This window comes from Thermoprotei archaeon, assembly GCA_038881895.1.
Taxonomy (GTDB): Archaea; Thermoproteota; Thermoprotei; order Gearchaeales; family WAQG01; genus JAVZOV01.
Genome location: JAVZOV010000005.1, coordinates 12468 through 35515, shown reverse-complemented (window position 1 = coordinate 35515; position 23048 = coordinate 12468). Strand labels below are relative to the sequence as shown.

Annotated in this window: 23 protein-coding genes; 11 read left to right on the top strand and 12 right to left on the bottom strand. The window is 35.8% G+C overall.

Annotated features, from left to right (window positions below; translation table 11 throughout):
* Positions 1-184: 184 nt before the first annotated feature.
* A complete protein-coding gene (locus tag QW128_08460; protein MEM3833596.1) occupies positions 185-595 on the bottom strand; it encodes a hypothetical protein in 411 nt (136 codons plus the stop codon).
* A gap of 653 nt (positions 596-1248) precedes the next feature.
* Between QW128_08460 and QW128_08455 the strand changes: the two genes are divergently transcribed.
* Entirely contained in the window at positions 1249-2472 is a 1224-nt protein-coding gene (locus QW128_08455) for a methionine adenosyltransferase (GenBank protein MEM3833595.1), read from the top strand.
* Positions 2473-2614: 142 nt separating this feature from the next.
* Here the strand turns inward: QW128_08455 and QW128_08450 are convergent, their stop codons facing one another.
* The 3 genes from QW128_08450 to sucC are packed head-to-tail and all read right to left on the bottom strand — an operon-like array spanning position 2615 to position 6731.
* On the bottom strand, positions 2615-4651 hold the full coding sequence (locus QW128_08450; GenBank protein MEM3833594.1) for a DUF460 domain-containing protein: 2037 nt from the start codon (positions 4649-4651) through the stop codon (positions 2615-2617).
* Between the two features lie 58 nt (positions 4652-4709).
* Complete coding sequence (sucD, locus tag QW128_08445; GenBank protein MEM3833593.1) at positions 4710-5588, bottom strand: succinate--CoA ligase subunit alpha; 879 nt, start codon at positions 5586-5588, stop codon at positions 4710-4712.
* Positions 5589-5591: 3 nt separating this feature from the next.
* The gene (gene sucC / locus QW128_08440; GenBank protein ID MEM3833592.1) at positions 5592-6731 is read right to left on the bottom strand and encodes an ADP-forming succinate--CoA ligase subunit beta; all 1140 of its coding nucleotides are present in this window, start codon (positions 6729-6731) and stop codon (positions 5592-5594) included.
* Positions 6732-6848: 117 nt separating this feature from the next.
* On the opposite strand from sucC, the gene udp reads away from it, so the two are divergent.
* The 3 genes from udp to QW128_08425 all read left to right on the top strand — a co-directional run bounded on the left by udp (position 6849) and on the right by QW128_08425 (position 8918).
* Entirely contained in the window at positions 6849-7703 is an 855-nt protein-coding gene (udp, locus tag QW128_08435; GenBank protein ID MEM3833591.1) for a uridine phosphorylase, read from the top strand.
* Between the two features lie 71 nt (positions 7704-7774).
* Complete coding sequence (locus QW128_08430; GenBank protein ID MEM3833590.1) at positions 7775-8218, top strand: 30S ribosomal protein S12; 444 nt, start codon at positions 7775-7777, stop codon at positions 8216-8218.
* 4 nt (positions 8219-8222) lie between these two features.
* Positions 8223-8918, top strand: a complete 696-nt coding sequence (locus tag QW128_08425) for a 30S ribosomal protein S7 (protein ID MEM3833589.1) — start codon at positions 8223-8225, stop codon at positions 8916-8918.
* Positions 8919-9102: 184 nt separating this feature from the next.
* Here the strand turns inward: QW128_08425 and QW128_08420 are convergent, their stop codons facing one another.
* Positions 9103-9684, bottom strand: coding sequence for a GMP synthase subunit A (locus tag QW128_08420; GenBank protein MEM3833588.1), 582 nt, complete (start codon positions 9682-9684; stop codon positions 9103-9105).
* 44 nt (positions 9685-9728) lie between these two features.
* Complete coding sequence (locus QW128_08415) at positions 9729-10928, bottom strand: hypothetical protein (protein MEM3833587.1); 1200 nt, start codon at positions 10926-10928, stop codon at positions 9729-9731.
* Positions 10929-11071: 143 nt separating this feature from the next.
* Here QW128_08415 and QW128_08410 point away from each other — a divergent pair, with 143 nt between their 5' ends.
* Complete coding sequence (locus QW128_08410) at positions 11072-11767, top strand: class I SAM-dependent methyltransferase (GenBank protein ID MEM3833586.1); 696 nt, start codon at positions 11072-11074, stop codon at positions 11765-11767.
* 434 nt (positions 11768-12201) lie between these two features.
* The gene (locus QW128_08405; protein ID MEM3833585.1) at positions 12202-13677 is read left to right on the top strand and encodes a tRNA uridine(34) 5-carboxymethylaminomethyl modification radical SAM/GNAT enzyme Elp3; all 1476 of its coding nucleotides are present in this window, start codon (positions 12202-12204) and stop codon (positions 13675-13677) included.
* Between the two features lie 371 nt (positions 13678-14048).
* Here QW128_08405 and QW128_08400 read toward each other — a convergent pair whose 3' ends face one another.
* Positions 14049-14735 (bottom strand): DUF120 domain-containing protein, encoded by a 687-nt coding sequence (locus QW128_08400; GenBank protein MEM3833584.1) that lies wholly within the window; start codon positions 14733-14735, stop codon positions 14049-14051.
* A 347-nt stretch (positions 14736-15082) separates the two neighbouring features.
* Between QW128_08400 and QW128_08395 the strand changes: the two genes are divergently transcribed.
* The 4 genes from QW128_08395 to pgsA are packed head-to-tail and all read left to right on the top strand — an operon-like array spanning position 15083 to position 17917.
* Positions 15083-15364, top strand: coding sequence for a 30S ribosomal protein S26e (locus tag QW128_08395; GenBank protein ID MEM3833583.1), 282 nt, complete (start codon positions 15083-15085; stop codon positions 15362-15364).
* A gap of 8 nt (positions 15365-15372) precedes the next feature.
* Positions 15373-16998, top strand: coding sequence for a lysine--tRNA ligase (gene lysS / locus QW128_08390; protein MEM3833582.1), 1626 nt, complete (start codon positions 15373-15375; stop codon positions 16996-16998).
* 12 nt (positions 16999-17010) lie between these two features.
* Positions 17011-17340, top strand: coding sequence for a PadR family transcriptional regulator (locus QW128_08385; protein ID MEM3833581.1), 330 nt, complete (start codon positions 17011-17013; stop codon positions 17338-17340).
* The gene (gene pgsA / locus QW128_08380) at positions 17327-17917 is read left to right on the top strand and encodes an archaetidylinositol phosphate synthase (protein ID MEM3833580.1); all 591 of its coding nucleotides are present in this window, start codon (positions 17327-17329) and stop codon (positions 17915-17917) included. The genes QW128_08385 and pgsA overlap by 14 nt, the downstream gene beginning before the upstream one ends.
* Before the next feature lie 67 nt (positions 17918-17984).
* On the opposite strand, the gene QW128_08375 is transcribed toward pgsA, so the two are convergent.
* From QW128_08375 to albA, 5 genes are all read right to left on the bottom strand, one after another.
* Positions 17985-18305, bottom strand: a complete 321-nt coding sequence (locus QW128_08375; GenBank protein MEM3833579.1) for an arcadin 1 — start codon at positions 18303-18305, stop codon at positions 17985-17987.
* Between the two features lie 191 nt (positions 18306-18496).
* Positions 18497-19696, bottom strand: a complete 1200-nt coding sequence (locus tag QW128_08370; protein ID MEM3833578.1) for an NAD(P)/FAD-dependent oxidoreductase — start codon at positions 19694-19696, stop codon at positions 18497-18499.
* Between the two features lie 110 nt (positions 19697-19806).
* The gene (locus tag QW128_08365; protein ID MEM3833577.1) at positions 19807-20421 is read right to left on the bottom strand and encodes a thioredoxin family protein; all 615 of its coding nucleotides are present in this window, start codon (positions 20419-20421) and stop codon (positions 19807-19809) included.
* A 65-nt stretch (positions 20422-20486) separates the two neighbouring features.
* On the bottom strand, positions 20487-21044 hold the full coding sequence (locus tag QW128_08360) for a hypothetical protein (GenBank protein MEM3833576.1): 558 nt from the start codon (positions 21042-21044) through the stop codon (positions 20487-20489).
* 117 nt (positions 21045-21161) lie between these two features.
* Positions 21162-21437 carry a DNA-binding protein Alba gene (gene albA / locus QW128_08355; GenBank protein MEM3833575.1) on the bottom strand — a complete coding sequence of 92 codons (276 nt, stop codon included), beginning with the start codon at positions 21435-21437 and terminating at the stop codon, positions 21162-21164.
* A gap of 659 nt (positions 21438-22096) precedes the next feature.
* Here albA and QW128_08350 point away from each other — a divergent pair.
* Complete coding sequence (locus tag QW128_08350) at positions 22097-23008, top strand: fumarylacetoacetate hydrolase family protein (protein MEM3833574.1); 912 nt, start codon at positions 22097-22099, stop codon at positions 23006-23008.
* The last annotated feature ends 40 nt before the right edge of the window (positions 23009-23048 follow it).

Below are 23048 nucleotides of genomic sequence, written 5' to 3'. Positions count from 1 at the left end.
AAAGTCTAACAACATTAATTCTTACTTTTAAACACATTATATGAGTATCATGGTACTACAGGAGGAGTCCGCTTCTACTTCTCATTTCGTGCTAATCAGAAAGTAAAGCATCTAAGAGAATGTGAAATGTTATAATTGAAATTATACTGCTTTAAAAGATGAATGACCTTGTCTAAAAAAGAATTTAATAACATAAATCTCCTTCTACCAAAGTATAACTTTTTAGCACGTTTTCTAATAATTCACGAGCCACCATGACAAAGTTACTATAAATGACCCACATATTGAAGCCTCTAATCTTTTGGCTACCTATAAGATAAACAATCTCTCTACCTAAGATAACATTATACACTTCCTCAGGCTTTGTTAATTTAGTTATATCCTCTTCCGGTTCTATATAAATATCGCAATCAAATGGGAAACGATCTCTAGGTGTAACGTGTTCATAAATAACATTTCCATCTGTAAATTTAAGATGAATTTGCCTCGTCTTTTTATCAAATGTATAGTAGATTTCTTTTACATTCTTAGATTTAAGAAGGGCATCAAAATGATCCCAACTCTGCACATTAACATACATATATTTTTGCACCATTAGATAACGATTTTTCAACTAATATAAGTTTTTCTAATTTCACCTCATCAACATTAAATCAATAAATCTTTATCCCAATATTAATTTTTCTATTAACATTATCACACTCTTCACAACCAAAATCAGTCCTAGTTTCAATCATCGGGTTTTACCTCAGCGAGAAGTTCTAAAGCAGTCCCCGCACTCAATAGGGGCTCTTCATGGAGGTTGTGGAGTGAACTACCACCAGCTTTCGCAGGTGGCTTCCTGCTTCCACGGACAGACTCGATCTCCACACCCACAGCGGAGGTCTCGGCAGGTGAGACCGTTTCGGGAATCCCGTGCGGAAGGTGGGTTACGGAGGTCTTGCCCTCAGCAGGCGTCTCTTTCGGCCTGTTCCATGCCTACTAGGTCTGCCAACCAAGCAGACAATGATAAATACAACGAGAAAAAATATAAGCTTATCGGCCTTCATCCCCACCCCTACGGATGGAGACTCCCCGCCGTCAAAGTTAAATCATAGTTATCAATAGAATTTAATTTTTAAATTTTCACAAACTAAATAGGCTTATCTTACATACCTCTCATTAAACTTCATCATTACTAATGTGCAAAACAAAATAATGCTTAAATATTAAGGAATATCAATAAACATAATTAGGAAGTGTTTGGAAATGAAAAGGAATATATTAGTAACGTTGGACGAGAGTGAGCCTGTTAGTAAAAGATTCATAGAAATGGTTGAACGAAAAGGAAAAGGGCATCCCGATTATATTGCAGACGGATCTGCAGAAGCAGTAAGTAAGGCATTGTCAAAGTATTATCTTGAGAAATTTGGATTAATATTACATCATAATTTAGATAAAGGCCTTGTAGTGGGTGGTAGCTCTAATCCAAAGTTTGGTGGTGGTGATGTCCTAGAACCAATATATATTATAATAGCTGGACGAGCAACTACAACCGTACAAGTTAAAGAAGGTGTTGATGAACATGTACCAATAGGACCAATAGTAATGAAATCTATAAAAGATTACATAAAAAGCAGTTTTAGATTTCTTGACCCTGACAAGCATATAATAATCGATTACATGATAAGGCCTGGTTCACGTGATTTAAGAGCACTTTTTGAAACAAAAGAAATTGTGCCATCATCCAATGATACTTCCATAGGAGTAGGCTTTGCACCACTAACACCAACAGAGAAGCTTGTTCTCGAAACTGAACAATACTTAAATTCACCTGAAGTAAAAAAGGAACTGCCGGAACTAGGAGAGGATATTAAAGTAATGGGTTTACGAGAAGGTAATAGGGTCAAATTGTCCGTGGCAATAGCCATGGTTAGTAGATACATACCTGATCCTGATCATTATCTTTCAGTGAAATCTGAGGTCGTAGAAAGGATTAAAAAACTTGCATCGCGCATAACAGATATGGATGTCGAAGTCTACGTGAACACTGCAGATAGGCCCAATTTAGGAGCGTATTATTTAACAGTCACCGGAACATCAGCTGAGGCAGGTGATGATGGAAATACTGGAAGAGGAAACCGCGCAAATGGTTTAATCACACCATTCAGACCAATGTCCATGGAAGCTGTTGCCGGTAAAAACCCAGTAAACCACGTAGGAAAAATTTACAACGTGTTATCCTACATAATAGCAGATAGAATACACAGGGAAGTAAAAGGTGTCACTAATGTAACTGTATACATGCTCAGTCAAATTGGAAGACCTATTGACCAGCCACTTCACGCAAACATATCATTAAATATAGAAAATAAAAATGATTTCAATACAATACGTTATGAGGCAGAGGCCATAACAGATGCTGAACTTTCGAATATAACTAAGATCACAAAAATTATATTAGAAAACAAAGTACCAATGCCTCTCTTCTAATCTATTTATTGTTTTTACTGTTATCGGTGTTTTCAAAATGGACATGTTCATAGGTTGGTTACATATATTTCTTAAATAAACGTTTAACACAGAGATGAAAGGACTAAGTATTCTACACATACCCATACTTAATTCAGAATCCTTAATTAGCACGTTTCCGATATTCTTCAATGAGTTTCTCTAAATTTTCTCTCATTTGTTGTAACCTTTCGTGCTTTAATTTCTCCTTTTCATCCTCAGCGATCTTAAAAATCTTTTCTTTCTCAATGAATATTGTAGGTCCAATATTAACCAATTGTATGTCATTAGTTTTATTTTCGTTTATAAGATAAACAGGTAATGCCTGAGATCTAAAGAAATTCAGTAACCAATCAGCAGGTTTAACTGTAAGAATAATCATCTTCGGTTCTAACTTTATTATCTCATTTAATCCCTCTTCATCAAATATCATAGGATTTTCTAAATATATAACTTCACCGCACTTTAATTTCTTCTGTTCAATAGACTTTCTTACTGAAGAAGACGTGGCGTTCTCTATCTTCTTTACAACAATAAGCTCTCCACGTTCTATCCTACTAGCTATGTTTTCATAATTAGATATAATTTCTTTAAGTTCAGATAAATCAGTCTCTAATTTTTTAATTGTTGATTCAAGCATCCTTACATGTTCATTTAACATTTCAACTTTTCTATCCTTACGTATTACTAGATCTATTTTCAATCGCTCTTCCTGTAATCTATTTCTTAACTCCTTGAGCTCCCTATCTTTTTCCTCTAATAACATCTGAAGCTCTGCGATCATTGAACTGAATTTAGACTGCTGCTCTATTAATTCCTTAACCTTTTCTCTTAATGCGACGAGATCCCTATCTTTCTGTGAAACTTCTGTAACTTGAGTTTGTTCTTCTAGGGAAGATTCTTTCTCAAGACGTTGTAATGCATCACTTATTTTTATACCTTGTATAACCATCACCTTAGCCTTATCTAAAGAACCTTTAAATCCTTTTAATCGTGCTTCTTCTTCAAGTTGTTGCAACTTTGGTTTGTGATGCATGTAAGCTTTTACACTAGCAACAAGGGCATCTCTCATATGTGTATCAAACTTACCCGTGATTTCTTGAGAATTCAAAAATTTATTTACAATCTCTTTTTTCTCATCAACTCTCAAATCTCTCTCGGGCTCATAAAGTACTGCTCCAAACATAGAAGCAAGTTTCTTCACCATCTCAGTCGCCGGTTTCCTATCAGATGCAACAATAACAGGAACTCCTAGCTTCAATACTTCCCTTGCTATTTCACCACGGGTTAAGTACTTGCCACTCTTAAGGAGCAATAAATTACCATCTAGAGTAATCACAGAAAGCCCTGCAGTTATACCGGGATCATAACCGACTATCAATCCTTTCTTAGAAGAAAAAACAGTCGTGCTATGGACAGAAAGAGGTTCAAAATCTAGCTCTCTTTTTATTACTGGTTTAATAGTTACTCTGACAGAATGCCCTTCATAAGATTTAACAATACCGGAAAGTTTTTCCCTAGGTGCATACACTATAAATACACTACCGCTGATTCCTCCCTCTCCCTTTCGGTAGATTAAATCATAATCAAATCCATGCTCTCTTAATATCTCCTTAATCTCTCTAGTAAGTCTAAGTATGGATGATCTAACAAGTCTCTCATATCTCTGCATACTCATACCGCCAGCCTGAGGAGTCAATTTTTTCGAAACAGCTATCATACATTCATCCTCCAGTCCCTTAACAATCCATCCAACACCTTTAGATGCTAAAATGGCGACGATAGATGCAGTCTGTAAAGAAGTTGGTTTGGACATAAATTTTATACCATGTTTCTCAGCAATTTTTACTAGTGGTTCATATTCCTGATTAGGAGCACCAGTAATTTGTACAAGCTTTGTTCCAGGTGGAAAGGCAGAAAGTAACCGTATCAGAGCCTTACTGCTGTGCGTAAGCTCGAAAACATTGTCAATCGCAACAATTGATGGTTGATATTTCCATATAATTCTTAAAAGAGATGATAATGTAATTTCCTCATAGGTCTCTTTAATTTCATTATCAACTAAATAAACCGCAGTATACCTCGCACCACCTTTAGCGCTCGGAGACGTCCCTCCACAAATATCCACACCGATAACAGCAAATGTCAACTCTTCAACCACCGGTATAGCAAATACCTAAATAAATTAATAAAAACAAGTTATATAAATTTTAAATATTTCATCGCTTCAGCAATTTGAGTAACAAATCTGCAACTTCTCCTGGATATGAGGCTACAGGAATACCATTTTTTTCAAATGCTTCTATCTTACTTTTTGCACTACCTGTACCCATTGATATTATTGCGCCTGCATGACCCATCCTTTTTTCTGGAGGAGCAGTTCTACCAGCAACATATGCCACGACAGGTTTTTCATAATTAGTTGATCTTATGTACTCAGCAGCACGTTCTTCAGCGTCACCACCAATCTCTCCAATTATTGTCACGGCTTTAGTCTCCTCATCTTTTCTGAACATCTCTAATACCTCAATAAATGTAAGACCAGTAATCGGATCACCGCCTATACCTATAGCGGTAGTTTGCCCAAGGCCCGATCTTGATATTGCGTGTGCGATTTCATACGTTAATGTGCCACTTCTAGAAACCATTCCTACAGTACCCTTCTTAAATATATGACCAGGCATTATACCAACTTTACTTCTTCCTGGTGAAATAATACCAGGACAATTGGGACCTATTATAGTGATGTTCTTTAATCTTGCATAGTTTATAAACTTTAATGTATCGTGAACAGGTATCCTCTCAGTTATTACTACTATGGTCTCTATTCCATTATCTATTGCCTCATAAACAGCGTCAGTAGCAAATGGCGCAGGAACAAATACTATGGATGTATTAATTTCTGGATGATGTTTCAATGCATCAGAAACACTGTCATACACAGGTACACCATGAACATTCTGTCCACCCTTACCTGGTGTGACACCTGCTAACACTTTTGTACCATAATCTAGCATAGATTTTGTGTGAAATGTGCCCTCTCTTCCCGTTATTCCTTGAACAAGAACTTTCGTATTTTCGTTTACAATAATCGCCATCTTTCATGCCTCCAAAGTTTTTGCAAGCTCTGCAGTTCTCGCGGCTGCTTCTTCCATAGAATCATACCAGTCAATTCCAGCCTCCTTAAGCAACCTTCTACCTTCCTCCTCATTAGTCCCCATCATTCTCACTACAATCTTCTTATTACTACCATATTTATTAAGTGCGTTGATAAGACCTTTAGCTACCTCATCACATCTAGTGATACCACCGAGAATATTGAAAAATATGACCTTTACATTTGGATGTCTAAGTAACAGTGAGGTAGCCTTCTCAGCAATCTCTGAAGTAGCACCTCCACCAACATCAAGAAAGTTAGCAGGTCTACCACCTTTTAGATAAACAGTATCCATAGTTGCCATCGTTAATCCAGCCCCATTACATATGATCCCTATATTACCATCTAATTCAACATAGTTAAAACCAGCCTGACGAGCTTCAATCTCAAACGTTGAATATTCAACGGATTCTCTATTAGCAAACTCCTTCCTTCTAAATAATGCATTATCATCGATTATTATTTTTGCATCCACTGCGATTAAATTACCATTAGAATCTATCACTAAAGGATTTATTTCAGCAAGATCACAATCAAGATTCTCAAAAATCATGTACAATGCCCTTAATATAAACATAAACTGAGAAGCATTTTGACCGAAAAGACCCACATGATTTGTTACATATCTTAATTGATAATCACGCAACCCTATTAAAGGATCAACATGCGTCCTAATAATTTTTTCAGGAGCCTTCACAGCTAGCTCTTCAATATCAACTCCTCCCTCGCTAGAGACCAAAATAACAGGTTTTCTTACAAACCTATCAACAATTATGCTCACATAAATTTCCTTCGATATGTTTACCGCATTAGTTACCATAACTTTTTTAACAATTTCACCCTTAATATTAGAACCCAGCATCTGTAAGGCTATATTATAAGCCTCATCAGGATCTCTGGCAAACTTTACACCACCAGCTTTACCTCTACCCGCAACTAAAACCTGTGCTTTTATTACAACAGGAAAACCCAACTTCTCAGCAGATTTCCTTGCACTCTCAGGATCAGTAGCAATCTCATAAGGTGAAATAGGAATACCATAGTCTGCAAAAATCTTCTTAGCTTCATACTCGTATAGCTTCATAGCAATTCAACTTACAAAAACCCTTACTATAATATAAATTTCTCCATGATTAAAAAGGAAACGCTTACTATGCAATATCGTTCATTGCAATTACTTTATAAGTGAAGAGAAGAATTTATGAAATTGGTAACCATGAAAAGAATGTCATCTGCAGAAAAACCTGTAGATGTGATAGAAGGAAGACAATATCATATAGGAGTTAGGAAAGGTGAAATTGCGCAGTTTGTTCTTTTACCTGGAGATCCAGGCCGTGTAAAAAAGATTATAAAATATTGGGATGAATCACGATTAATAGCTGAGCATAGAGAATACGTCACGTACACAGGCAAGTATAAAGGCATCGATATATCAGCTACATCAACAGGAATAGGCGGACCAGCTAGTGCTATTGCCATTGAAGAATTATTGGAGACAGGGGCCACAACATTCATAAGAGTTGGAAGTGCAGGAGCTTTACAAGGTAATATTAATATTGGAGATTTAATAATCTCAACAGCCGCGCTACGGTTTGATGGAACAAGTAAACACTATGCGCCACCAGAATATCCAGCAGTTGCCAGCTATGAGGTAGTCTTAGCATTAATAGAAGCCGCAGAATTCCTAGGAGTAAAATATCATGTAGGATTAACGGCATCTACAGATAGTTTCTATGTAGGTCAGGGAAGACCAGGATATAAGGGTTATTTACCAAGCTGGAGCAAAAACATTATAAATGATCTTCAATCCATGAACGTACTGAACTTTGAAATGGAAACCGCCACGCTCTTCACATTGGCAAATATCTATAACGTTAGGGCAGGATCCGTATGTGCAGTTTATGCGCAACGTGTAAAAAATGAATTCATTGCTAATGCTGGCGAAGAAGACGCAATAAAAGTTGCGAATGAAGCCGTGCGAATACTTGCGGAATGGGACAAAAGGAAAAATATGAAAAACAAAAAATATTTCTTTCCTAGCCTGCTAAAAACTTAAAAGATGATGAAAAGGAATGGAGAAAAATATATAGACGCATTTTAACTAGTAATTTGCGACTGGTGTTTAGCGTGCCAGGATCAAAATCGCCAAAAGGATTGTTCGCCGCTAGAAAACTAATAAAGAAAAGGCAAAAACTCAGATGGAGTAAACCTGATTATAAAAGACGTATGCTAAAACTTAAAAAGAAATTTGACCCATTGGAAGGAGCACCACAAGCGCGAGGCATTGTTATAGAAAAGGTTGGAGTAGAATCTAGGCAACCAAACTCAGCAGTAAGAAAGTGTGTAAGAATCCAGCTAATAAAAAACGGAAAAGAAATTACAGCGTTCTGCCCTAAAGATGGATCGTTAAATGTAATCTCTGAACACGATGAGGTAATAGTTGAAGGTTTAGGTGGTTCTCAAGGAAGAGCGTACGGTGATCTTCCAGGTGTGAGATGGAAAGTAATAAAAGTTAACGGAGTATCACTTTCAGCAATACTAGCTGGAAAAGCACAAAAACCAAGGAGGTAGAACAATGACAGAAAATATTAATGAAAAAAGTACAGAAACGAACAAAGAAAATGCAAAAGAAGAAACTAAAACGCACGAAGAAACAACTGAAAAACCCGATCAAAAACAAGAAAAACCAAGTGAAATAACAGCTAAACCAAAAATACTTGTGTTCGGGAAATGGAGTGTTGAAGATGTTACAGTTGTTGATCTTGGATTAAAAAATTACATCTCACTTAAACCAGTTTACATGCCACACTCTGCAGGTAGGTATGCGAGGACTCGATTCGCCAAATCCAAAGTTCCCATATACGAAAGATTAATAAACATGCTAATGAGACCTGGCAGAAACGCAGGTAAGAAATACCTCGCAACAAAAATAGTTATGAATGCTTTTGAGATAATACATCTACGTACAGGGCGAAATCCAATACAAGTCCTAGTAAAAGCAATAGAAAATGCCTCAATAAGAGAAGAAACCACGAGAATAGCTTACGGTGGAATTGTCTATCACCAATCAGTTGATGTAGCGCCACAACGCAGAATAGACTTAGCACTAAGACACATGGTAGAGGGCGCACGATTATCATCATTCAATGGTCCAAAACCCATAGATGAAAGCCTTGCCGATGAAATAATAGCAGCGGCACAAAATGACACAAAAAGCTATGCAATAAAGAAAAAAGAGGAAATAGAAAGAATAGCATTAGCATCAAGATAACACTATTAAGTATTCTCCTTTATCAAAATCCTTAAAACTATACCTTATGATACCTGCTAATGTTTTAACATGACTCTAACGAAGAAGATACGCTATAATCAGCAGTTTCGGGATATATTGTATCAAAAATATATTATAAAATAATAATTATAACAGAAAGACTCACCTAAGGTGGAAAAAACAGTTAATAATTTGGAATGATATCAAGAAAATTCTTTATAATAGTTTTACCATATCTTGTATGTTCTACCTCAGGGTGAAACTGGACACCATATATCTTTTTTCCTTTGACCGCCATCGCTTCAACTTTGCATTTCTCTGATGATGCTATTATTTCAGCATTTTCAGGAATTTTTACTACTTCATCATTATGACTCTCCCATGCGATGAACTTAGACGGAACATCTTTAAAAAGCTCATTCTGATGTATTACATTAATTTCAGTGAGACCAAATTCAGGATATCGAGCACTTCTTACTTCTCCACCGAGTGCTGTAGCTATCATTTGATGTCCTAAGCATATACCTAAAATAGGTTTATTGTAGATGTCTAGAAATCTTGAGAACTTCTTAAGAATATCCTGATCGTAATAAGGTACACTCATTGGACCTCCACCAATTATAATACCATCAAAAGTATTTAATTGGGACCAATCGTTTTGTACATCTTTATTTGTAAAAAATTTAGCGGTTGCACCTAGCTCTAACACCCGTCGTAATATAAGATGATTATATTGCCCACTCATACCAACAATTGCTACTTTCATATTGATCACCATGGAATTGTTTTTCTATGATCATGAAAAATCACTCATTCATACTCAATTGTTGCTGGAGGTTTTGAGGTTAAATCATAGTAAACATCTGCAACGTTCTCATTACTTTTAATGATTTTAGTACTTACATTTTTTAGTACATCTAGTGAGATTGCTGGAACCTCTGCTGTCATGAAATCTTCAGTAATCACAGCCCTTATAACCACTGAATACTTACCATCCTCAGAACCCTCCCCAATTTTCGTAAGTAATCTTGAAGCAGAGGGTATAACTGACATAAGTTCAGACACCAGTGATATTTTATTTTCAATGATTAGATTAATATTGTCATGTGATATAGCATATACCTCACCATAAACTCTAGAATCTCCTTTTACACCAGTAGATTTTTCTTTAAATTTAAAAACTTTAACGTTGCTAAACCTATTATTAAAATTCGTAATATTATTAATATAATGATTAATGATATTTTCATTAGCTTCCATAGCTTTTGAGAAAGTTGCAGCAAAGAATTGCGAATAATTATATTCCTTAAGATAGTCTTCAACAATCTTAGTAGCTCTTCGTGTTACATCAAGCTTCTCATAATTACATTCCCCAACACACCTTATAAGTAAACCGGGACCTGGGAATGGTTGTCTTTTCACAAGCTTTTCAGGCAGTCCTAAATATTTTGCCAAAAAGCGGACTTGCGATTTATACAGATTTGCAAGAGGTTCTAATATTGTATAACCATAACGTTCTTCAGGTTTTAAACCAATCTGGTAAAGCACATTATGCTGAGTTTTTATTCCCCCCAATGTCTCAATCCAATCTGGCGCTATAGTACCCTGCACCAAGAATGTTGCTTTTCGCTTTTTAACCTCATCTGCTAAGACATTATAAAAAACTTCCCTATATGTTATGCGTTTTCTCTCAGCGTCAGATAAACCAAACGTTTTCTCATAAAAACGCTCTCTAGCATCAACAATATCTATATCAATACCTATAGATTCAAACAATGATCTAACCTCATTACTCTCATCTTCCCTCATAAAACCTGTATCAAGAAAGATTACATCTAGATTATCAGGGACTGACAACCAACTTAAGTATGCGGCAACAGCACTATCAATACCACCAGAGACAGCAGCAACAACTCTACGTGAACCCACAACTTCTTTAATTAACCTAACTTGTTTTTCCACAAAGATTTCAGAATGAGTCTCAATTAATATTGAATCCTCACTGCTCATACTTCTAATATTTTACTGCCTTAATAAAAACTTAAAGTTTCACTAAGCTCAATAATTTAACACAATTAAATTAAATATTATTGTAGTATTTTTAAAAAAAGCGATTCAACAAAAATTTATAGGATAAAGCGATATACAAAATAATGTCAGAACAGATTATGAAAGATATAATGAAACTTTACAATAGCATAGCAAGAGATTTTGACATAACAAGAACAAGACCATGGAAATATATAATAGAATACTCACAGAAGAAACATCAACTAATCGTTGCCGATCTAGGATGCGGAAATGGAAGACACACAATACCATACGCAAGCAAAGGACATTACACCATAGCATTGGACATTTCAGAAGAAATGCTAAAAATAACCAGATCAAAAGCAATAAAAAACAAAGTATTCCATAATATTGATATTATACAAGCATCCTTAACACACATTCCGCTAAGAAAAAACGTGATCAATTTAATAATATGCATAGCCACACTACATCACATACCAGAAAAAATCAACAGAATAAAAGCATTAAAAGAAATGTATGAAAAATTAGATAGGAACGGTTTATTAATAATAACTGTATGGAATCTCCTACAACTACGTCATATAAAAAATATCATAAAAACACTCGTATTCACAAAAAAATTAAAAATAAAGGATGTATACGTCACATGGAAACACAGAGGATCAACATTGCTCCGTTACTATCACCTATATACGAAAAAAGAATTGTACACAGATTTTATGCTTGCAGGAATTAAACCAAAAATCTTCAGATTAGACATCACACCATCAATATTTCCGCAGAACTTACTTGCCATAGCAAAAAAAAAACATTAAACAAATTCGCGATATAAGAGTTTTATCATTTAGAGTGGAGGATAAAGATTTAAAAGTCTCTAACAATTGCAGTCCCAAAATGAAAGATTTAATAGATGGGGGAACTGATGAACTTTTGAAAACGTTGTGGGATTCATGGATTTTCGTCCCTTCCCTCTATCGGCAAACGCTTTCGAGGGCTTTCGCCGCCAACGGTAAAGGACGGCACATTGGAAGTCCCCTCGCCTGCCTGTCGTCCTATTCGCGTTGGAAGCAGGACCCATATCGGCGTAAAAAAATCAACTCAAAACGTCTGTAAAAATCTATCTATTCAAAAACTGCTCACCAACCCAAGAATTTCTTTCAGAGTAGAGATAAAGCTAGTGATCTATAATCTGTAAAGTATTCCAATATCTTTAAAACTTAGATAGAAATATCCTATTGTCAGAGATATAATGGAGGTTAAAGCGATAACAAGAAAAGCAATAAATGACATAAGCAATAATAAGAGAGAGATAGCCCGCCTAATAAGAGCTGCTTCAGGAATACACGTTGTGGCAATAATGACTGCACCACTTCCATGTCCAGGACAATGCGTTTATTGCTTTGGAGGACCTGAATATGGAACACCAAAAAGTTATTTAGGTGATGAACCAGCACTAATGAGGGCAATACAAAATAACTTTCACCCATATAAACAAGTTAACAATAGGTTAAACCAGTATACAGAGTTAGGACATAAACCAACAAAAATTGAGCTAATAGTAATGGGAGGAACATTCACATCATTAAGTCTCAACTATCAAGAATGGTTCATAGCACAGGCCATACAATCGATGAACGACTACCCTGACTACCAACCAGATAAGAACGTGATGCTGAAAAACGTAATGAAAGAAAACGAGAGTGCGCAGGTGAGATGTATAGGAATAGTTATAGAAACGCGGCCAGATTATGCTAAAGAACATCACATAGATAGAATGTTAAACTATGGTGCAACTAGAGTGGAAATAGGTGTTCAAACCATATATAATGATGTACTCAAACTAATAAAAAGAGGACATACAGTAGGAGAAAGCATAGAGGCGACAAGAAGACTTAAAGATGCAGGTTTAAAAGTAGGATACCATATGATGCTAGCATTACCTGGAAATAATCCAGAACGTGACTTTGAAGCATTTAAAAGAATATTTGAAGATCCGCAGTTCAAGCCGGACATGATAAAAATATATCCAACATTAGTAATCGAAGGATCAGAACTTTATGAATGGTGGAAAAAAGGTGAGTACACGCCATATGATCTAGATACAACAGTGAAACTAATTGCAAAAATACTTTCAATAACACCAGAATGGATACGTGTAATGAGAATACAGAGAGACGTTCCAGCAACTATAATAACAGATGGTATAAAAAGGAGCAACCTAAGAGAACTTGCAGAGGAAGAACTTAAACACATGGGTAAGAAATGCCGCTGTATAAGATGCAGAGAGGTAGGATTAAAACAATTAAAACAAGGAATTACTCCAGATGAATTCAACATAAAACTAATAACTAGAAAATACTATGCGTCAGAAGGTATAGAATACTTCATTTCATTCGAAGATCCAACAACAGACACACTCATAGGATTTCTCAGACTCCGAAAACCATCCAATAAAGCATGGAGAAAAGAAATAACAGAGACTGAAACTGCAGTAATTCGAGAATTACATGTGTACGGCATAGAAGCACCCATAGGCGAACGCTTAAACATTTCATGGCAACACAGAGGTTACGGTTCACAATTATTATCAGAAGCAGAAAAAATAGCTAGAGAAGAATTAGACGCTAGAAAAATCTTAGTAATAAGCGGAATAGGAGTAAAACCATACTATAGAAGAATGGGATACATAGATGATGGACCTTATCTTTCTAAAAAACTAACTTAAAATTCTATAAGATATCAATTGCATAATCCAACCTCACTTCCTACGCTGGAGAATGAGACTTTCTCTGTATCTTGTAAAACTCTAAACAAATTGACACTCTCTATGTCCTTAGACATGGAATTCCCTTCAGTCCTTAAGGACTTTACAGGGTTTGGGTTGGACAGCGGTTGTGCTAGAGAGAACCTATTAAAGCTCACTTGAGGGTGACCTGCCCAAAAATCATAAAAACATACATAAGCATATCAACAATTCACATCAGAACTAAAACTTTAGAACTTTCTTATTAAACATTCATGTAAAAATTTATACATTAAAAAGATGAAGTTTAGAGGTGATCACTATATCGGAGAGTTTCAATGTTCGTGCTATAACTATTCACTAGAAATACTTATGGGATTCTTTAGCTTAAGCATAACTAAAGAACCATCATGTAAGCTAAGTATCTTACGCAAATTAACAGAGCTTATCACCTCAACAACACTATAATCATAATGAGTCCTGATAGGAATTATTATTGCACCATCAACACTGTCATTAATGGTAACTGGATAACATTTTGCAGGACCAAAAGTTCTCTCCCTACTCTTAAAACCTCGAATAAAAACATGCTCATAATTATTGAGAAAAGCCCTTGAGGGCGGTGATATTAATTTAATATTTAACGTGCCAGGATAAGGTCTAAAACCCAGTTTACTCTCAATCTGCTTTGCATATCTTGCTCTAGAAATATAATAGGCGCCCTCACCAAGGCCTGTAAAAACAGTTCCAGTAATTATGAAACGTTTTTCAGAAACTTTCTCAAAAATCTCTTTTAAAGTTACATAAACCTCCATCAACTCCTGTCTTCCCTTGGAAGTAATTCTTATAGCTTCACCTTTATTTGTAAGACGCCTTTCGATTAACCCCATTTTCTCAAGTAGTATCAAATGGCGTGAAATAGTTTGTTGGGAATAACCAGATGACTTGGCCATAATAGATGTTGAGATCTCAATCTCATTATCTAATGCACCCTGCACAGCTAATCTATACAACGTGCCATAGAGTATTGATTTTATCATGATACTCACGTTAATTTTTAAGTTATAACTAATATTTTTATTTTTCTATGAGTTAATACCTACTGCTTGTGTTTTAAAACTACATTTCTCACACTTCATCAACCTGCCTCATAGGAAGCCATGCTTCCTGAGCAGAGAGGAGCATGTTTCAAACATTATACAAATATACGTTATCAACCTATAAACATAATCTATTTTGAAACTACAACAACGACGTTTTCTTTCTGAAGTGTGAGGCTTGGCCACTTTTACTTTACTGGAAAGGAAAAAATGCTGGAGATTTGATTGTGCGAACACTATAGATTTATTTATATGAACTGTATTAAAATCTCTGTGGGTGTATCTCTTTGACTAAGAAAAGAAAGAGCCGTGGGCGATCAAAAGGTGATAAGGGAAGAAGCGACATAGTATACTGTGATGGTTGTGGAAGACAAATACCTAGAGATAAAGCTATAAAGGTCACAAGATATTACATGCCAGTCGATCCGCAACTAGCGTCAGAGCTTGAAAAATCGGGTGCGATGATAATGAAAGTGCCTGTCACAAAATATTATTGTGTATCATGCGCAGTTTATCATGGTGTAAGAACTATCAGAGCGAGAGAAGAGAGAAAGATAGTTGAGAGATGAAGTGGGTTATGAGCCAAGAGGCTCAACCCAAACATTGGCTTGACAGGTTCGTTGATAAAATAGTCCTCGCAGGGAAACGTAATCTAGTGATAAGTGGCGGGATGGCTCCAGCGGGACCAATACACATAGGAAAAATACGAGGAGAGGTGATATATCCCTCAGCTATTTACAGAGAGTTAGTAAAAAAAGGGTTTAATGTAGAACATATTATAGTAATATATACCCAAGACCCTCTCAAAGCAAAGGAACCATTAGTCACCAGGCAATTCATTGAACAATGGAAAGGAGTGCGAATACTCAACGTTCCAGATCCATGGGGGTGTCATGCGAACTGGGTAGACCATTTCATGGAACCATATTTGGAATCATATGAAGCATACGGAATAACAGCAAAGCCTGTATACACACATGAATCGTATAAAAATCCAAGAATGCAAGAGGCAGTAAAACGCATCATAGAACAAAGGGAAAAAGCAAGAAACGTACTCAATAAATACAAAGGAGGCAAATTAGAGGCGACATGGTTCCCAATAAAAGCACTCTGTGAAAAATGTTACAACATACTAGATACAAAAGTAACGAAATATTATCCAGAAAAAGGCATTATAGAATACACGTGTCCGAGATGTGGACATAAGGGAATAACAACATTGGAAAACGCAAAATTAGAATGGAGAGCAGAGTGGGCATCACTCTGGTACACATATAAAGTTGATATAGAGCTCTATGGAAAAGATCATGCTGCTGCAGGAGGAAGCAGGGAAAGCTGCAATGAGCTAATAAGAGAAATTTTCGGGGTGAGTCCACCAGAAGGATTCCCGTATGAATGGGTAAGTTTAATAAAAAACGGAAAAAGAGAAGAGATGGGTAGCTCAGAGGGTGTTTCGTTTGATATAGACGAATGGCTCAGGGTAGGAAGACCAGAAGTACTAAAATATTGGTACTTCGTCATGAAACCACTCTCACACTTAGACTTCGATCCATTGAAAACACCACCACTCCTTCACGACGAATATGACAGAGCAGAAAGAATATATTTCGGAACAGAGGAGCCAGCAGAAAAAGATACCATAATAGACATTAGAAGAGCATACGAATTGGCCAACGATGGAAAACCACCAGAAAAAATTGGGTTACAAGTCCCATATTTGGTACTAGCAATAATAGATCAAATAATACCAGAAGGACCAGAAAGACTTAATGAAGCAATAAAACGTCTCCAAAGAACAGGACATATAAAAAATACACCAATGATAGAAGAACTAAAAATAATTGAAAGACTCTTACCAAAAGCAGGATATTGGGCGCGAAAATATGCACCAGAAAACTATAGAATTACACTACAAAACTCAGTACCACAAGAAATAAAAATAAGAATAGATCAAAACCAGAAAGAACTTCTTAAGCAATTATACACGCTATTAAAAGCATGGACAGAACCTAATTCGCAAAAACTTGAAGCCGAGATATATTCGCTCATAAAACAAGCAAACATAAAACCACAAGATGCATACAAAACCTTATACATGATTCTTTTAGGAAAACCAAATGGACCAAGAATAGCATCATTCATGCTGGCAATAGGAACTGATAAAGTACTAAAGCTAATTAGTGAGGCAATTGAAAACCCATGATGGTGCCACAAAGTGGCATATCAAAGACTTGTCAAAACACTCACAAAAGGCAATATATGGCTTTATGTTTGTCATTCTCTCCTTGAAAAACCAAAATATGGTTACGAAATAGTAAAGGAACTAAAAGAAAAATACAGACTAAACGCAGCGACAGTTACAATATATATGGTATTACAAAAAATGGAGAGTGAAGAAATTATAAAACCACTCAGTGGTGCAGGATTACCAGGAATAAAATACTATCAGCTAACAGAAAAAGGACAACAACTCTTCAAAAACGGAATACAATTCATGGAAGAACGCCTTAAAATCTTAAAAGGTGAGACAAGTGGTAGTAAGTAAACTAAGACAAACCATAAACAAAATACTCAATCCAATAGGATTAAAAATAGCAAAAATAGGACTCAAACCAAATCACATCACACTCATAGGATTCATACTAGGAATACTAACAGCATATTTTTATGCAACACAACAACCACTATTCGCACTGGCAACAATCATAATTTCAGGAATAATGGATGCGCTAGATGGAGCGGTAGCAAGAGCAGCAGAAAAAGTGACAAGATTCGGCGCAGTACTAGATGCAGTACTAGATAGGTACGTAGAATTCTTTATAATAATTGGAATAGCATTAGGAGGTTATACAGAATGGGTGTACGCAATGATAACCCTCTTTAGCTCAATCATGGTAAGTTATACAAGGGCCAGAGCGGAATCAAGCGGAGGACTTAAAAATTGTGCAGTAGGACTCTTCGAAAGACAAGAGAGACTACTCACAATAATAGTAGCAACACTCATACTTCCATTATATAACAAGGCACTAGAAGTAGCACTCATAGTAATCATAATACTCTCACAGATCACAGTAATACAAAGACTTCATTACACATGGAAAAACACAAGATCATTACCATAGTTTTGAAGCACTGTACTAATACACTGAAAACTCCTTAATAAAAAAAAGGTTTAACTGGAACCTGCTTTCATCCAATCTTAATTTCTTTCTTATCTGTTATCGTAATTGTAACTTCATCTCCTATGTCCGGTTTTTTCTCTAATGTTTCCCACTCATCATCAGTAAGCCAGAGAGTTAACCTTGGCATAGTTTGTTGCGCTAACCCAGGTGTAAACATTTGAAGCGTCTGTTGTATAATAGGGGCTATCTCCCTTGCTATGTCCCCTGTCTGTTGTATTATTGGAGGCTCAGGAGTTTCCTCCACAAAATCTAGCTTTACAATCCATGTATCCTTATCCTTCCTAAAAAGGTTTTTACCGATAAGTATCGCCTTTATTTTAACATCCATACTTTATCCCAATACTTTATTGTTTAACTTATATTTCAACATTCCTATCTAACACAACACTCTAATCACTTTAACTCATAACCTAGTTTTCACTTAACATAGTTTCTCAAAATTTCATGTAACTTAATAGTACAAATAGCACAGTTAACAAAAGTGAGAAAAACTTATTTTATAAACTGATTATAGGGTTTTCATTCAAGTATTTTTAATGCTAGTTTGGATGCCAATATTGGATGTTTGAGTAGTTTTCTTGCTACCCGTCCTATATTTTGCCCATTTGCTAAATCTACAACATCTCTGCCGTCTATCATTTCTGCTAATTTATTAAGATCGTCATCACTTAATGATACTAACACCTTCATTACTTTATAACTTTTTTCTATTCGTGACCCCCACTCGCTTTCTTTTATATAAAGCCTTTCATATTCCGACAATGTATTTACACTAGTATCATTGAGTTCAACAGCTTTGGCTGCTATTTCACCTGCCATTTTTCCACCTGCCATTGATGAATGATTTCCTCCACCTGTAAGCGGTATGACTTGTCCTGCTGCATCTCCAACTAGCATGATCCCATTCCCTGCTAATTTTGGAACCAAACCACCTATTGGTATTGCTGCAGATTCATATTTAATTATCTTTGATTTGCTAAATTTATCTGGATGTCTTTTGATCCATGCATCCAGTATAGCTTTTGTACCTGGTCTCATTGCACCTAAACCCACTTCATAAGTTCCTTCGCCGGTTGGAAATATCCAAGCATAACCTCCTGGAGCTACATCATTACCTACATAGAAATATAGTAGATCGTCATCAACATTCTCAACGTTTGTCATAATGTACTGTACTGCTGGTATTATTTCATAACGTGTTCCTCTTGGAAGAATATCAGTTGAGAGTTTTGATGCATAACCACTGGAATCTATCACAATCTTTGCTCTTACTTCTATCCTTTCAGTACCCTGTCTTGCTACAACCCCCCTCACAAAGTTATTATTTTCCACTATGAGGCTTTCCACTAGAGTATTAAGCCATATATCCGACCCTGCCTTTGCAGTTAATATTGCCAAGTGTTTTAAAAACAATGCCTTATTTGTAACATACCCAGGCCCTTCATTAATTTCTGAATTAAGAGTTTTTACATTTTTTGTTTCATCAGGAGCATGCACAATGAAACCCTTAACAACAGCATCTACAAATTTTGGAGATGGTATTAATCCAGAAAGTTGCATACCTCGTGAAGAAATGGCTCCTGAACATGGTTTCCTACCAAAATGACTCTCCTTTTCTATAAGAAGAGTTCTAACACCTTTTTCCGCCGCTGTTCTTGCAGCTAAAAGTCCCCCAGGACCACCACCAATAACTACTACATCATATTCCACTTGCTTCATATTCTATCATCACCAGGGTCTCACACAAAATGTGTAATTATTGCATATAAATATTTGTTTATCTTCAATCAAAAATACATGATTCTAATCACAATTAAAGACCTCATTCTTCAGGATAATGAATGAGTCAAATGCTTTACCAGAAATGATGCAATCTTTTCCTCATCAAGATTCGTGTAAAGAATGTCATCATTCACCATTATAACAGGAACCGTTAATACTCCATAGCGTTCTAAGAGTTTCGCATTTTCTAATACATCTAATACTTCAATTGTACAATTTTTGCTTAGCATTGCAAACTTTATGACAGTTCTCATGACTGGAACACAAAGTGAACATGTAGGAGACACCAAGATTTTTATTGTAACACTTTTTAGATTTCTTATTGGTTTATTATCAGGTTCATTAATAACCGCGCTCAAAGCATCAATGAACATTACCATTTCTAATCCTACTGGCAAATCATAAAACTTAATCTTAACATCCCTCCCACTTATAATAAAGACCGGAAACATAGAAACATCTAGGTACTGCAACATTGTTTTAGGATCATCTATAATAATCATATCTACAAAATTCTCCCTTATCTCTTTTAACTCTGAAATAAAATTCATAAAAAGATCAAACATTTGATGGTTACTAGGTATTATAGCAGTTATTTTGATGTTACTTTTCGCTTCATACAACATTTTTCTTAATACTTCTTTCTCTTTTAACGGTATCAAGTTGATCCTAAAATTGTATATCTTAACTGCTACATAAATTTATTATGAAAATAGTTCTTAACAGCTTAGATTTTATTAAATATAGAGTAGATCTTATCACCATAAAAGTATACTGTTGATATGTTTATTATGAGTATTATAATTATTCCAGTGGTGAAGAATATGTTATACGCCTGGTCAAATGTCATTAAATTTTTAACCTCATAAAGTGTTGCTACAGTTCCAGATGTTATCCAAAGTGTGATTAATGTGCCTATTATATTTCTTATCACATCTGTGAATGTTTTTATCTTATATTTTGAAACGCATGAATAAAAATACCCGAAAATACCTAAGAACACCGAGGTGAAAAATATAAGAATTACATCAGATATGTTAAGTAACAGTGAAAAAAACAAACCTCCTAATAACCAACCCAAGAATACTGCTTTTCTTCTAACGTACGAACTAATCAGGAATAAAAGGAATATGAAAGGAGATACTCCACTAAACTTTATACCAGATATATTTAATGGTTGGAACTCTATGTAGAATCTTAGCGATATTAAAACTAATATTACTAACAATGCTGTCTCTTGAACCATTTTACTAAATTTCATGAGGTTTGATACGTATATTGCCATTGTTTGCTATTATTAAATAATGTTAAATTAATAAACGTTTAGCTTGCTAGTTTAGCTTATGGAAACGTTTTATGATCAAAAAGAAATAAAATGGATTTTTTAGTAATTATTCATTGTTTACTTAGCTCTTTCAAGTACAATCTCTATTGTTGAAACGTCTCTTGATTGATCGCCTTCACCGACTTTCTCTGTATTAATAGATATATTGCCTACTTTTACTTGTCCTGGTAGGAATTTGTTCTTTAATATCTCAGCTACATCTACTGCTCTAGAAATTGCTCGTCCTCTCGCTTTTAATACAACCTTTTCTCCGCCTCTATTAAACTGTATTAATGCTGCTACCACATATCCCATTACTGGTTTAGAACCAATTAGAACTGTGTTTTCACTAATTGGTCCTGCAGGCTTTCTTGGAACCTTCTTTACAGCTTGTGCTTGTTTTTCTTCAGGTAGTGTGGGAACCCCCTCTCCGCTACTCATAGTTTTTTCCTCCTTTTACAGGTAAGATATCAAATATGTAGTGTAATATAAATCTTTGCTTAAATCAGATTGAGACCTGCTATATTAGGTACTTTGGCTCTTCTCTAAAAATGGGGCTTTACCCACTCTTTCGGCGAGAAGGCTTCCGACCTCAGTCGTGGAGATGAATCGCCGTTAACTTTATATTCCTCCAATTCCATCAGCTCCTTGAGCGGGTCGCTCGCATGTGGATGGGATGTCCAAAGGCTGGAATAAGGCTCCCATCCAAGACGGTGTGGGGAAGGTTCCAGCAAGCGGGCCATGGGCTATATGCTCATGGCAGGGGCTGCCTTGACACAGCCCAGAACTCGGTAGAATGAGTGGAAGCCCCACGACAAACCGAGAATCTCCCGGCTTCAGCCGTGGAGAGTGTCAAGATCCTTCTCCTTTCCCTAAAGAAACAAAGATTTTATTGTAAATAGTACACTTTAAAATCTGACGCACAAACTCCCATAGAGACACCTCTTAATCTAAATAAATTTGGTGCAAAATAATTTATACTCTATAAGTAAGACTAAATTGAGGTGAACGTATTGAAACTACTTACTTTTTCGATAAAAGATGAATATCGGGTAGGAATTTTAACGAACAGTGGAGTATTAGATTTACCTAACGCATATAAAAGAATACACAGTTCTATTGAAGCTCCAGACTTCCTCTATTCCATGCGCAAGTTTATTGCTTTTGAAGAATTATCCCTTGACATTGCTAAAGAATTACTTAGCAAAAGCCTTGAACTCAATGATACGAGTCCTTTCATAGACCCAAAAGAGATAAAATGGCATCCTCCTGTTCCAAATCCAGAGAAAATATTCTGTGTCGCTATAAATTACAGAGAGCACGGTAAAGAGAGTGGCGCAAGTCCTCCTCCTAAACCCTATTTCTTTCCTAAATTTGCTAACACATTAATAGGACATGAAAATCCTATAATTAAACCAAAAATTTCAGAAAAAGTTGATTGGGAAGTTGAGCTCGGTATCATAATCGGTAAACCTGGAAAATATATCAATAGAAAAGATGCATTAAACCACGTTTTCGGTTATACTGTAGTTAACGATATCTCGATGAGAGATTGGCAATTTCCACCTGCAGAATCTCTAGGATTTTATTGGATCTGGGGAAAATCGATGGATTTAACAACCCCTGTAGGACCATACATAGTTACGAAAGATGAAATACTAGATCCTAACAATTTAAGACTTACACTGAAAGTTAACGGAAACATCGAACAAGACGGTAATACCCGAAACTTAATATTCAATGTTGAGGAACTCATTCATTGGGCATCACAGGGTATAACCCTTAAACCAGGAGACTATATTTCAACTGGTACTCCATCGGGCGTTGGAATGAGTAAAAACAAGTTTCTGAAGCACAATGATATCGTAGAAGCCGAAGTCGAAAAGATAGGCATCCTCAGAAATATAGTTGTCTCCGAAGTTTAATTAATAAAACTTTTTAGTCAGTTTTTATTATTAATTGTGG

Coding starts and splice junctions, on each gene's coding strand:
- QW128_08460 (MEM3833596.1), bottom strand. CDS start 595: ATGGTGCAAAAATATATGTATGTTAATGTGCAGAGTTGGGATCATTTT.
- QW128_08455 (MEM3833595.1), top strand. CDS start 1,249: ATGAAAAGGAATATATTAGTAACGTTGGACGAGAGTGAGCCTGTTAGT.
- sucD (MEM3833593.1), bottom strand. CDS start 5,588: ATGGCGATTATTGTAAACGAAAATACGAAAGTTCTTGTTCAAGGAATA.
- sucC (MEM3833592.1), bottom strand. CDS start 6,731: ATGAAGCTATACGAGTATGAAGCTAAGAAGATTTTTGCAGACTATGGT.
- udp (MEM3833591.1), top strand. CDS start 6,849: ATGAAATTGGTAACCATGAAAAGAATGTCATCTGCAGAAAAACCTGTA.
- QW128_08425 (MEM3833589.1), top strand. CDS start 8,223: ATGACAGAAAATATTAATGAAAAAAGTACAGAAACGAACAAAGAAAAT.
- QW128_08420 (MEM3833588.1), bottom strand. CDS start 9,684: ATGAAAGTAGCAATTGTTGGTATGAGTGGGCAATATAATCATCTTATA.
- QW128_08415 (MEM3833587.1), bottom strand. CDS start 10,928: ATGAGCAGTGAGGATTCAATATTAATTGAGACTCATTCTGAAATCTTT.
- QW128_08410 (MEM3833586.1), top strand. CDS start 11,072: ATGTCAGAACAGATTATGAAAGATATAATGAAACTTTACAATAGCATA.
- QW128_08405 (MEM3833585.1), top strand. CDS start 12,202: ATGGAGGTTAAAGCGATAACAAGAAAAGCAATAAATGACATAAGCAAT.
- QW128_08400 (MEM3833584.1), bottom strand. CDS start 14,735: ATGATAAAATCAATACTCTATGGCACGTTGTATAGATTAGCTGTGCAG.
- lysS (MEM3833582.1), top strand. CDS start 15,373: ATGAGCCAAGAGGCTCAACCCAAACATTGGCTTGACAGGTTCGTTGAT.
- QW128_08375 (MEM3833579.1), bottom strand. CDS start 18,305: ATGGATGTTAAAATAAAGGCGATACTTATCGGTAAAAACCTTTTTAGG.
- QW128_08370 (MEM3833578.1), bottom strand. CDS start 19,696: ATGAAGCAAGTGGAATATGATGTAGTAGTTATTGGTGGTGGTCCTGGG.
- QW128_08360 (MEM3833576.1), bottom strand. CDS start 21,044: ATGGCAATATACGTATCAAACCTCATGAAATTTAGTAAAATGGTTCAA.